The following is a 13,083-nucleotide window of genomic DNA, read 5'->3' as shown; positions in this document are numbered from 1 at the left end:
CATTTCTATGTGGTGTAGTATAGATAATCCGACAAAACCAACGTTAAGGAATTATATGGATAAAAGAGACCATAAACGACCATTTTAGATACTCTCAAATAAAATAAAACTAGAGTGTTTTTTACTCTAGTTAGTTAACACTATAAAAAAAGTATGAATTAACTATAATTACGGATTATACTTATTAACTTTATTGTTGTTTCTTATTTTTGTTCGCTATTTTCGCATCTATTGCTGCTCCACTAGCAACCCCTATAGCAATACCAATAGCCAGATTATTAATTAATAATCCAAATACAACACCGAGACTAATCCCAATAGCAAGGTAAGACCCATTTTTAGAGTTCTTTTTGTTTTCATTGATGTTTTTTCTATCGTTACTCTTTTTTAAATCAGCCATAATGAACTCCTCCTCATAAAATATAAATTAACCTTACTTCGCATAACTCTACAAATTCGACGTATCGCCGTTATTCTTTTTCCCTACACTCATCAATTAAGTGTTCATTTTTCCAGCTTCACATTATTGCTCATAATCTTATAGTTCAACTGTGGTTCCCGTACTAAAATATTGCAACCGTTCTCCCAGTTTCTCTTTCAATACCTTATAAGCAGGATTACCAGTACAATGACCAGTATATATATGCTTTACATTCAAATCAAATAGTCGTTTTCCTAATGCTCTAACCTCTTCCGGTTTTCCACTCATAGACTTGGTGCCTATAATCCCCATTAAATGAAAACCACCGATTATAGCCAGAACTTCCTTTCCGTTGAACGTTTCCATTACCTCTTCAATAATGTTATCAACGCCCCCATGACAGCAACTATTTAGAATAACTAAACCGTTCTCTACTTCAAACACCAAACTTTGTTCATGCTGAAAATCATCGGCAACAAATCCTTTTTCTGTTTTTCGATACATATGTGCTTTCTTTCCCCGTGCTGCTAGCCCAATCGTTTTATGAGAAATTAACCATACACCTTCATCAATTTCATAATCTCCATCTACAAAGACAAATCGGTCACTATATGTATCTAAAATGCCTCGTGGAATACCATTATATATTTTAATCAATCCTAGTTTGGCATAATACAGTTCCCTTGCTGCGCTTTGGAGATATACTTTTGCTTTACTGTTTTCAGAAAAAAATCCAACATATCCACCAGAGTGGTCATAATGACAATGTGATAACGCAGCAGTATCAATATTTTTTAAATCTATGCCTAGTTTATTGGCATTATTCTGGAACTTATTTGATGCACCAGTATCTAAAAGATACTGTTTTCCATTGTATTCGATATGAACAGCAAGTCCATGTTCCCCACTCAAATTACCAGTAGCTTTATTTTCAATAAGTGCCGTTAGTTTCATTACACACCTCCATATACACTTAATAAAGTAAACCCATATCATTAGGTATGGGTTTACTTGTGACTACTTAGAAGCATATTGTGACCTAATTCTGCCTATTATTTACAATTTCTATAGCTGCTTTACCTGTTATATGTTCGATTTTGATTTCAAGTAAACATACTCTATTCCATTCACTTTCAATTTCTCGCTGTCCTTCTTCAATATAGTCAGGTGAATACTTTTCAACTAAACTTTCAATGGCATATCTCCTCTCGTCATCTTCTGTAAGAATCCTTGCTCTACCAAAAACAGACACACTACGAAAATGGGTAGTAAAAGTTTTTTGTATTACTTCGTCTTTTTCTATGACACAAAATGTCACCTTATCATTCCTTTTTATGCTGTCAATCTTATGCCCTTCTTTTGCACCATGAAAAAAGAGTTTTCCGTCTTTATAAGCATAACTTACGGGAACGGTATATGGGTAATCATCATCGCCTGTTACACCTAAAACTCCAGATGTGCACTCTTGTAGAATTTCAATTGTTTCTTCTTTGGACAATAACTGCTTTTTTCTTCTCATTTCTCTGAACATAATTACACCCCTCTATAATTCTTTCATTATTATTAAGCCCTTGTTTTTATTACGTTTCCTCAATAAATATTATCATTAATTCATAAATTTTCATAGCACCGCAATATTTTATAAATTTATCATAAAATATATATTTAATCATATCATAATTATTAAAGCTAATAGACTGTATTTTGCTTGAACCTGATATTGAAATACTCCTATTAACCTCTTTTCAAATGTAATCACTAACAAAACTTATTAGAAATATAACCGTCCTATGATATATATCGACTTAAAAAATTAAAAAACAAGGTTATTTTAGAAATTGTATTGCTATATTTTTGTAAGATGTAACTGTAAAAGCAAAAACCCTACGTAAATGTATACGGGGTACGGCAACGATTCGTGCAAAAAACAGCCACAAGACAGCATTTTCGATGAACTATAAATCAAAAATGGAACTACTATTTTGTGGCTGTTATGACGTACTATAAGAAGAATATGACACATGGTTTAATAGAAATAATACTTATCTTCCATAGTGAATTAAATATTTTTTTCCTTAATGGCTTTCGATATTTTTTCTATCAACAATTTAAGTTCTCGTGATTGGTAGTGAGTATTTGCATTGCTAATAATATAATAGAATTTTTCTTGATATTACTTGATTTATAGTCGTTTTTTGTTCCTGTTGGTGTGAATAAGAGAAATGTTGGCTCTACCCCTTATAGCGTTCTTTTAACCTTTGAAGAATCATAGATATATTTGGTTCATAAGCTTTCAGAGTAGTATTAACTTCTTTCCATGAAAAAACTCCATGACTTATATTTATTCTATATCAATCCTGGAAGTTTACATAAACTTTGAAACAGACTCACTTGCAAATCTATAATAATCTCCAACTCCGCATTTGGCTTTATACTTTTATATTTATATAAATAACTTTGATTCACTCAATTTTCTACTATTGAATCGAGCTCATCAACTCAAAGAAATATTTTGCATCTTGAGTTTTATAAAGATTGTACCAAGAATCTAAGGTTTGTGGTGAAAACACCTCTAGAATTTTCAATATGTGCAAAGTAAATTCAAGAGGAGCTATTCCAGAGGCAGTAATCAAACTTCTATCAGTTACTGCGTATTCTTGCTTATAATATTTTTCTCCTGCATAGCTTGGACAGACCATTTTAAGATATCCCAGGTCATTGCTTGTATGGGCTCGCTTATTTAATACTCCTTCCATAGCAAGTCCTATTGTAGCACCACAAATTGCCCCTACAACAATACCTTTCTCTAAACATTCTTCAGCCATTCTTATAATGGGAGCATGAATTGCTTCTGTCCATGTATTCCCACCAGGTAGAATCAAAGCAACTGTCTCTTCAATACTACACTCCTTAAGTTCAATTTCTGGCAATATTTCTAGACCTCCCATTGTAGTAATAGGGTTCTTGTTAATTCCTACAGTTACTATTTTTAGAGGCATTAATCCCTTTTTGTAGTACCTTCCCGAATTGATTTCAGTACTTAAATAACCTATTTCCCAGTCTGCCATTGTATCAAATACATAAAGATATACTTTGTTTTTCATTTTCTATTCCTCCACTTTCATTTCATTAGTACTATTTATCACAGGATGGTTTCAAGCTCCATCTTAATCAATTATATATTATCTTTACTGACAAATTCAGTCAGTGGAGATAATAGTCCAGCAAATCTTTAAGAATTGATGCCATAGCAGCTTTAAAACTATTTGGTTCAAGCACCTTTATTGATTTACCATATGGAAGTAGAATATGAGGAACATAGGTATGGATTGAGTATTCATCCATTAAAAAATTCGCTCTGCATTCAGTTCGTTCTATCAGATGATATCCTAAAAACCAATGTGCACAAAGGTCATTCAATGCTTCTGACTTGCCCTCAATTACTAAAGTGCAAAGTCCTACTTTACTTTCTATATTCGATAATAAGCTTTCTGTAAAAAACTCACGTGCCGAAAAAGCTTCAGGACGCTTAAACGTATTTTTAGTGCTTATAATATTTATTATTCTATCTACCCTAAAGCTGCGAATTTCATTCCTAAGATGGCAAAATGCAATAGCGTACCATTTATTGTTCCAGTAAAGCATCCCATAGGGGTCAACAACCCTATGCTTGGGATGCCCTTCATAACCTGTACAGTATTCAATTTCCATAGAGCATTCATTTGCAACAGCTTGCTCGAGTTCCATTAATATAGGTTTGACAGCTGGATCGCAAATACGGCTCACTACTTCAAATCCAACTAAATGACGATTGAGAACTTTTTCTTGTTCTTGATTCGAAAACATCTTTAACTTTGATGTTGCACTATTTAATGATTCCATAAAAGGATATCCTGATTCCATTGCAAAAACAGCAGCATGCAAAAGTGATTTTTTCTCTTCAAGATCAAAAAACAGGGGTGCTCGGATAAAATTGTTAAGCAAACTATATCCGCCGTTATGACCAGGCTCCGATATTATTGGCACTCCACTAACGCACAGTGCATCCATATAACGATAAACTGATCGTATGTTTATTTCTAACCTTTCGGATATTTGCTTTGCAGTTATTTTTGTACCTGAATTCAGCATCCATAAAATTGCTAGCATATTGTCATTTTTTGGCATAATGCACCCCCTAATCTGGTTAACTATTAAATTTTATTGTTTAGGAATATAATATCATTAAATATTGTTTTTAAAAATTTATAACATTTTTTATTATTAAATCAACTGTGACGCATTTTTTAACAAGTTTGACATAACTCTTTAACTGAGAAATGTCTTCAGATATCGTTGATACCCAGTACACATATAAAGTGTTACACATTTTTTCGACTGCCCATTATTAGCCTAATGGGTATTTGAGTAATAAGAAATAATTTAATTACTTTACTGTAAAACTCTACAATTAGCATTTCTATTTTAAAAAAATCCAAATTTTTTCTTTTTATAGAATTGTTCAATATTATTTGCGTACTACTTCCAAACTCAGAATCATAGGGTACCAAGTCAATAAAAATACCTTTTAAGTGACTCATTGCAACATTACTTATTCCATAAAATCTACTACTAAATAACTCTGTTCACTTTCCTTTACCATTAGTTGCAAATAGGCTGCCTGTACATTTTTTTGCTTCTTCAAATATTCAATTAGATTATTACACCTTCAAAATGATCCATTTCATGTTGAACTATTTGTGCTGTAAACCCATTAAACACTTGCTTTTGCTTGTTAAAATTTCTATCAAGATACTCCACCTCTATCATTTCATATCTCTTCATTTTTCTAAAGCCAATTAAAGATAAACAACTTTCTTCTGTTTCATAAAGCTTTTCTTTTTTTAATATAACTGGATTTATCATAGGCACAATAAGGTTGTCTACAGTAAATACCAATATACGCTTTTTTGCTCCAATCATATTACCAGCCAATCCAACACAATGCTCTAAGTTTGCACTTAATGTATCTATTAAATCATCAATTACTACTATATCATTTTTAGTTGCCTCTTCTGATTTTTGTCCTAAAAACAATATATCTTTTACAATTGGTTTTATCATAATTTATACCTCTTTTTCAGTTATATTTTTTATAAAAAATAAGATATGATTTTAAAATATATCGTATAACCTAAGCATATTAAATAAATTTGCTTGACTATATCCTTTCCCATAATTAGCTATAAGTTCTTCACTTAATACACATCCTTAACTCAAAAAAATTATAACATAAACCAATGACACTTTTAATATCATTGGCTTATTTCTTAAGAACATAAGCACGAATGGTAATAGATCCAATCTTAGAGATATACCTTACTATCTTCTACTCTGTACCCGATAAATCGCATAGTTGTTCAGCGCAATTCTGGTTAGATCCTTGTGTTGAATCTGTTGAAGAAGGTGTGGTATTTTAAATATCCCTATGTTCCAAAGTTTTGATTTTCGATCCTCTAGGTAGAGCCCTCATAACCACCTTTTCCCATGGGGTTCCTATTACTTGGTCCATGACAGCTATTGCTCCACGGTCATCCTTAGTTCTAATTAATCTGCCACAACCTTGTTTTAACTTCAATCCCATTTCAGGGTAATCAACGGTTATAAGTGGATTCATCCCCTCTTCTTCTGCTTCTTTGCGCCTCATTTCAATCAAAGGGTCTAAGGAAGGAAAGGGAAGCTGCCAAACTACAACGAGAGATAAAGACTCCCCGGGCACATCAATTCCCTCCCAAAAAGTAGAACCTACTAATACAGATGTAACTTCCGCACGAAACTTTTGGACAAGATGTCCTCGCTCACCTTTATCCTCCCATAAAACTTCAAAAGGTAACTCATAGCCACTAATTTCATTTCTTATTTTCCTGACTTCCTTCAAAGAGTTAACAAGTATCAGCGCTCTTCCTCCATTTTCTTTCAGCAAACATAGTAATTGTTTGATTTTGCGTGAAAACTTGGCACTGGAAGTAGCCTCAAAGGATGGCTGATGTAAATAAACCACCACCTGTTCCTCAATATCAAAGGGACTTCCAACCGTTGATATTGCTGGATCTTTTAAGCCAAGAGTCCTCATAAGGTAACCAAAATCCCCCTTATCACTTAAAGTTCCTGAAGTAAACACCACAGGCAATTTTTTCAAAAATAAATGTTTATCTAGCATATTGCTCAAATTCCGCGGAACTACCCAAAAGCTGCCGTCTGCCCTATCTACCCAAGTAATAACCTCTCTACCTTTATTCCTACCAAACCTAGCTAAGGCTGTAATTGATAGTTCTATTTGAATTTCAAAGGTATGTAACGTGCTTTCCGGTAGCGCGTCTATGTATAGCTCTTCCTCAATTTGTATATCTAAAAGCAACCGATCTAGTGCCTTATGAAAAGTATCAGCTGCTTTCAGAAGTATATCATCGGTGCGAACCCCCAGACGCTCTGATTGCTCATCATCTATTACGTTTTGATTAAGTTTTTCGAAAAAGTTAGAATTGGCCTGGTCCAAGGCAATTGCACTTACAACCAGTGAAGTTCTTGCTCCCTGGATTTCCTCTATCGAAAGGATAATATTATCAATATCCTCTTTATGAATTTGTCTTCCAGCACCCATGGCTGCCGGCAGTATGACTTTATGCCCTTCATCAAAAATCACCAGCGAGTAATCTGGAAGCATAGGCATTTTACCGTCTGCAATTCTTTCATCCCTTGTCCAGAGGTCCTGAAAAAAGATATTATGATCAGCGATAATTAAATCCTTGGAAGATCTGTAATGTTCCCTTACCTTAACAAGCTTACAAAAGCCTCTTCTGGGACAGGCATCACAGGGCATAGTCTCATCCCATCCAATCTGTCTCCATACACTATCGGATATATGCGGCATTTCTGAGCGTTCACCTTTTGTAGTCCTGGCTAACCATTGATTAATCTCATCAGAGGCTGTCGCATCGCCAAACATTCCCCCTATTCCACTAACTCTCTCATCACAAACATACTGACGAGGATCCTTTGCCATTGGCGCATCTATTTCTAATCCCAGTATTCGGGAAAGTGTTTGAATATCTCCCTTTGGCCCTGCCAGCTGTTCCTGAAGTGCTGTTGAGGCACATGCAATTACTACAGGTTTTCCGCTAAAACCAGCGTAGGCAATTGCAGTGAGTAAGTAGGCGAATGTCTTTCCGGTACCGACCTCAGCCTCAGCCAGATGAACTTTTTTATTACAAACTGCATCAGCAAGCTGAAAAGCAGTATATATTTGCTCATCACGTATCTCATATCCGTGTTCCGGAAGAATATCGTAAAAAACATCGCCAATCCAATCCATCAACTTACTTGGAAACTCTTTTTTTGTTTTATAATCAAAGGTGGGTCCTATTTTCTTATACAAAATTTTATCCTGGTTAATTAAATCTGAACATAATTATACATTTGACTTAATTAACCAGTTCACCTCCTTATTTTTAATATTATATCCACCGTATACATTTTGGTCTCGATAATAGTTTCAAGCTTTTTAGACCATATCTTTTTAATATCTCACCATTTGTTCGTGTCATGTTAAATTGATTTTTACTTGGGTATAATGCTGTAATATATCCAATATACTCGGTTCCATTTTTCTTGGTATACTTTACATAATCTCTATGCTTAAATCCTTTTACAATTAGCTCTGCGTCACCCTTAGATTTTTTACGTAAAGGTGATATTTGCCAGTCTTTGATATCAATATTATTTTTTTTGATATCTACGTTACATATAACTAAAGCATCATTTGAGTGTGTTTTTTCTATATCCCAATCATTTCTATGGTTTGCAGTATCGCCACCCGTAGTTAAATATAATGGGGCTATTTTTTTAAGTTCAGTCTGTAAGTTTTTTTTACCTTGCATAACATGCAATGCATCACTAAGATTTAATTTTCTACCTTTTATTATAGCTAAATATTGATCTATTAACTCGATTTCTCTGCCAAAGGTTTTTGTGTGACAGGACTTGCATAATGTTACAACATTATGTATGCTGTCGGCTCCTTTAGCACGTCTTGGTTTAATGTGGTGTTCTTGTAAATTTTCTTTAGAACCACAATCAACACAAGTAAAGTTATCTCTCATGAGTGCCGCTATCCTAATGTTATTATCCAGTCTATTAGATTTTTGATATTGCCATTTGTATAGACTTCTACCTTCAGTTAGAACTCGTATGTCTATTAACACATTTTCTAAATATATCGAATCTATCTTAATCCATTTGGTTATTTTGTTTACAACTCGTAAAATGGATTGTTTCTTTTGCATTATCGTTGGAGCAAGTCTACCTTTTCTTTTAGATGATTGCCTATTATCAAATCTCTTTTCTCTATACCTTTTATGATATCTATGATATGTCCTATACCCTTTTCTTATAGCCATTTTTTTAGAAACGTCATCTCTAAGTTCTATAGTCCCCTTAAAAATTGGTTTTACTTTGTTATTACAATCTTGAATTATTCCTAGCCCAACATGTTTACTCCCATCGTCAATTCCAAGATAGGTTTTAGTTTTATTATTGTTATTCTCCTTAACTATTTTAAACAATTGTATTACCATCGGAAATTTATTAAGCATTTTGGCTTTTTTATTTCTAATAAGGTAATAAGCTTTATTTTTGTTGCATGGGCTTAGTCTGTTGCCAGCTAAGTCCAGTACAAATGAATATTCGACCATTTCTAGTCAACCTCCTTACGGGAAATTTTTCTTCTTGCCAATGTAAAATGATGGTGCACTGAATTTCGGTGTGTCTAATCATAATTAAGCCGTAGCAAAACCTTAGATTATTTTCCTCCTCATTATCGTAGAGCATCAGACTGAAGTACATCTAAAGGTACGTCTTTAACCTGTCATTTCACGTAGTTCATCGTGCTACGATCTTTTCAGATGCTACACTCACTTAAGCTTGAAAGCAACGTTCACTGCATGAACAACTAAATATGTTCACTTTTGTTTAAAATTGTTTAGATTTTTTTAAGCAGTTTAGTAGCTCCTGTTAACCTATGGAATACCATAGAAAATATTATGCGAAAATTTACTGTCAGTTATGTACATGCACATAGTTTTTCTTTATATACTAAACATAAACACCCTTACATTCTAAACTTTTTCAATAAGTATTATAACATTAACAATGGAGAAAAAATTACATCTTTTAATGATTCTAATTTATATTACATAAAATCTAGTCACTTTCCTGGATATATACTTACTTTCACCTCAAAGTCGATCCTAATACCAGATAGTAAATTTAATCGCACCATAATTGCATCCATTATTTGACTTTACTGTTATAATATTCTTAGAAGCTAAATATTTTATAAATTATAATTTTAGGGGGTATTTTTTATGAATAAACCAGTAATATCGGAACATTTTAAGAAAAGGATGCCATCAGCCGTAAGAATTGGACAAATGAAATTTAATGAGCGTAAAGTTAAACCTGAGTTGGTCAACGTAGCGATTGGAAACGTTTCCCTACCAACAAATCCTGCTATGCAGAAAAGAATGTTTGCATTGGATTCACCTGAAAGCCCATTTGCAAAGGGTACTGTAAGATATTCAGGTACTGCCGGTGTAGCCGAGGCTCAGGATGCATTTAAAAACATTCTCAATTGCCAAGGGTTTGATACTAGCAAATTATTTGTTCAGGTAACCGATGGTGGATCCACTGGTATTGAGATGTTATTACTTGGTGTTTGCGGAGCTTCCGGCACTGATGATAAACCTCTTATGATGATTGACCCAGCCTATACAAATTATATTTCTTTTGCAGAAAGAATTGGCCGTAAAACTGTTACAGTAAAGCGTCATTTAGACGATGATGGTAAGTTCAGCCTTCCAGAACTAGACAAAATTGAAGAATCTATTAAAAAGAATAATCCCGGGGCACTTCTTGTAATCCCTTACGACAATCCTACAGGGCAGCTCTACGACTATGCAACTCTTAAAGAACTTGCTAAAATATGCGTAAAATATAATATGTGGATGATTAGCGATGAAGCTTATCGTGAACTATATTATGTTAACAGTGACCTCATAAGTATCTGGGGAATCACTGATGCAGATGTACCTGGCATAGAGGGCAGAAGAATAAGTCTCGATACCGCATCAAAGATATGGAGTGCCTGTGGTTTAAGAATAGGGGCTTTAATCACTGATAATGAAGAGTTCCATACTCAATCAGTAGCTGAATATACTGCTAACCTTTGCGCCAATGTAATAGGTCAGTATATCTTCGGAGCACTAGCTCATGAAAGCAAAGAACAGCTTGATGAATGGTGTATAGGACTCCGTGAGTATTACAAAAAACTCTTGTTTAAATTCTATAGTTGTATGAAGAAACTGGACCCAGGTCTTATTGTTTCTAGCCCTGATGCAGCTATATACTCAGTAGTTGACGTTAGAAATGTTGTAAAACCAGGATTTGATTCAATCGAATTTGTTATGTATTGTGCCCAAGAAGGCTCAGTGGATTTCCACGGAGTGGAAACAACTCTTCTGGTAGCACCTATGAAAGGTTTCTATGACATTAAACCAGGCGAATCTAATCCAGGGAGCACCCAGATGCGTATCGCATTCGTAGAAACTCCAGAAAACATGGCAAAAGTTCCTGAGTTATTCGTTAAGCTTCTAAGAAAATATGAGGGTATACGTTAATCATACTTAAATTATACACCAAAAGAAAAAAGGGCCATCTCAAAATAGAAATTACTTTCTATTTTGAGATGGCCCTTTTTATCTATTTTCCTTATATCAGTTTTAAATAGATAATTCCCCTATTTTCATAGCACTTTCCAAGCTTTTAGCAGATGCTATAAACCCTGCTTTGTGACAAAAAATAGCATCATCTATTTTAAGTATAGAATTTATTTCCTCACTTGATTTTCCTCTAATCGATTCTAATAAATCTTTTCTTGCTTCAAAAGTATCAACGGCTTTCTTTACAGTTTGAATCTTATACTCTGCATTATTATCATTTGGAGAAATAACAAACAATATTTCATTATTTATATCTATTTTAAGTAACTGTTTAAGCCAAGGGCAACCGGTTTTTAAAACCATTATTTCGTTAGTCTTTCTATTTTGAAAGGCTTCATCTACTATTACCCTTGCTTTTATAACAGAAACTTGTCTGCTTATTATTCTTTTTATAACCTCAGTAGCATACCGGACGGCTTCTTCGAATGCCTCCTCTTTTGAATCATCAGAATCCCATGCAGGATTAAAACTTTGGATTATATCACTTATTGTAGTTACATTAATTTCTGATTTTATATCTATTCCATTATCTGTAGCATCAATACCCTGAACTAAATTTTTATCAACACAATCAAAAATGGATCTTATGTCCTCTTCATCAAATTCAGAATTAAACTTTTGTATTACTCTTGACCCAAACTCTCTCCAAACCAAACCACAAGCAGCATATGGAACATCGTTTTCTCTTATTTCTTTGTCTAATTGGTGATGGTCGAACTCTCCAAAGCCTATGTCATATACAAAATCTAAAGTTCTAAGTATATTCTCATCTCTTGTTCTTGTTACCTTTATATCCCCTAGTAGTAGACTAAGTATAGCTGTAGCCATAACATCGTCTGCATGAAATTTTCCATTATGTGTTCCTAAAGTTTTAATATTCTTTTCATTAATCATTATTTACCTCTTTTATATTTATTATAATTTACTCATATCCGCAATATATTCTACAATTTCATCATCACTGCTAAAATCATCTTTATTAATCCAAGTTACTCTTGGATCTTTTCTAAACCAGGTAAGCTGCCTTTTAGCATAATTCCTACTTCCTTGTTTAATCATTTCTATAGCTTCATTTAAAGATATTTCACCATTTAAATAGTATAGCACTTCTTTATATCCTATACCCTTCATTGACTGCATATCTGAATTGTAGCCCATATCTTTTAATTTTATAACTTCATCTATTAAATTATTTTCAAACATTATATCTACGCGTTGGTTAATTCTATTATACAATTTTTGTCTATCCATGTTTAGTACAAAATAATGTACATTATAAGGAATATCCAAAATATTTTGCTCTGATTTAAACTCACTCATGGGTTTACCACTTACTTTGTACACTTCTAAAGCTCTAATAACCCTTTTTAAATCATTAGGATATAGTTTATTGTAAGATTCCTCATCAATATCTTTAAGTAAGCTATGTACATATTCGTTTCCTTTTTCATCTGAAAGTTTTGTAAGATACTCTCTATACTCTTCATCTTTGTTGGTACGCGCAAAGCTATAGTTATATATTAGTGAATTTATATAAAACCCAGTTCCACCAACTAGCATTGGGAGTTTATTTTTATTACTTATATCTTCAATAGCACTTTCAGCTCTTTCTTTAAACTCAGACACACTAAACTCTTCACTAGGCTCTATTATATCTATTAGATGATGAGGAACTCCCCTCATCTCCTCGAATGAAATCTTAGCAGAACCAACATCCATACATTTGTATATTTGCATTGAATCTGCTGATATGATCTCTCCCTTTAGCTTTTGCGCAAGTTTTATAGAGATTTCTGTTTTACCTACAGCTGTAGGGCCTGCTAAAATAAATAAATCTTTCATGTTTCC

12 protein-coding genes are annotated in these 13,083 nt (G+C 33.5%); 1 reads left to right on the top strand and 11 read right to left on the bottom strand.

Features of this window, described 5'->3' with window-relative positions; translation table 11 throughout:
• Positions 1–190: 190 nt before the first annotated feature.
• From KTC94_RS01525 to iscB, 9 genes are all read right to left on the bottom strand, one after another.
• Positions 191–400, bottom strand: coding sequence for a hypothetical protein (locus KTC94_RS01525; protein WP_220285861.1), 210 nt, complete (start codon positions 398–400; stop codon positions 191–193).
• Positions 401–538: 138 nt separating this feature from the next.
• A complete protein-coding gene (locus tag KTC94_RS01520) occupies positions 539–1,375 on the bottom strand; it encodes an MBL fold metallo-hydrolase (RefSeq protein ID WP_220319522.1) in 837 nt (278 codons plus the stop codon).
• Positions 1,376–1,460: 85 nt separating this feature from the next.
• Positions 1,461–1,952: a pyridoxamine 5'-phosphate oxidase family protein gene (locus KTC94_RS01515; protein ID WP_220285863.1), complete on the bottom strand. Its 492-nt coding sequence runs from the start codon at positions 1,950–1,952 to the stop codon at positions 1,461–1,463.
• A 946-nt stretch (positions 1,953–2,898) separates the two neighbouring features.
• Entirely contained in the window at positions 2,899–3,525 is a 627-nt protein-coding gene (locus tag KTC94_RS01510) for a type 1 glutamine amidotransferase family protein (protein ID WP_164946729.1), read from the bottom strand.
• A gap of 100 nt (positions 3,526–3,625) precedes the next feature.
• Entirely contained in the window at positions 3,626–4,588 is a 963-nt protein-coding gene (locus KTC94_RS01505; protein ID WP_220285864.1) for a YafY family protein, read from the bottom strand.
• A 424-nt stretch (positions 4,589–5,012) separates the two neighbouring features.
• Positions 5,013–5,105: an enhanced serine sensitivity protein SseB C-terminal domain-containing protein gene (locus KTC94_RS17700; RefSeq protein WP_220319521.1), complete on the bottom strand. Its 93-nt coding sequence runs from the start codon at positions 5,103–5,105 to the stop codon at positions 5,013–5,015.
• A gap of 8 nt (positions 5,106–5,113) precedes the next feature.
• Positions 5,114–5,524, bottom strand: a complete 411-nt coding sequence (locus KTC94_RS01500) for a peptide deformylase (protein WP_220285866.1) — start codon at positions 5,522–5,524, stop codon at positions 5,114–5,116.
• Positions 5,525–5,876: 352 nt separating this feature from the next.
• Complete coding sequence (locus KTC94_RS01495; RefSeq protein ID WP_258280659.1) at positions 5,877–7,835, bottom strand: ATP-dependent DNA helicase; 1,959 nt, start codon at positions 7,833–7,835, stop codon at positions 5,877–5,879.
• A gap of 79 nt (positions 7,836–7,914) precedes the next feature.
• Positions 7,915–9,150 (bottom strand): RNA-guided endonuclease IscB, encoded by a 1,236-nt coding sequence (gene iscB / locus KTC94_RS01490; protein WP_165412231.1) that lies wholly within the window; start codon positions 9,148–9,150, stop codon positions 7,915–7,917.
• Positions 9,151–9,921: 771 nt separating this feature from the next.
• Between iscB and KTC94_RS01485 the strand changes: the two genes are divergently transcribed.
• The gene (locus tag KTC94_RS01485) at positions 9,922–11,133 is read left to right on the top strand and encodes a pyridoxal phosphate-dependent aminotransferase (protein ID WP_258280658.1); all 1,212 of its coding nucleotides are present in this window, start codon (positions 9,922–9,924) and stop codon (positions 11,131–11,133) included.
• 102 nt (positions 11,134–11,235) lie between these two features.
• Here the strand turns inward: KTC94_RS01485 and KTC94_RS01480 are convergent, their stop codons facing one another.
• Together KTC94_RS01480 and miaA are read right to left on the bottom strand one after the other, a co-directional pair.
• A complete protein-coding gene (locus tag KTC94_RS01480) occupies positions 11,236–12,129 on the bottom strand; it encodes an MYG1 family protein (protein ID WP_216303037.1) in 894 nt (297 codons plus the stop codon).
• 21 nt (positions 12,130–12,150) lie between these two features.
• The gene (gene miaA, locus KTC94_RS01475; RefSeq protein WP_220285869.1) at positions 12,151–13,077 is read right to left on the bottom strand and encodes a tRNA (adenosine(37)-N6)-dimethylallyltransferase MiaA; all 927 of its coding nucleotides are present in this window, start codon (positions 13,075–13,077) and stop codon (positions 12,151–12,153) included.
• Positions 13,078–13,083 lie beyond the last annotated feature (6 nt).

Source organism: Clostridium sp. CM028 (genome assembly GCF_030585565.1).
Classification (GTDB): domain Bacteria; phylum Bacillota; class Clostridia; order Clostridiales; family Clostridiaceae; genus Clostridium_AD; species Clostridium_AD estertheticum_B.
Note: the sequence above shows the minus strand (reverse complement) of the source record. Positions and strands in the feature narration are given on the sequence as shown.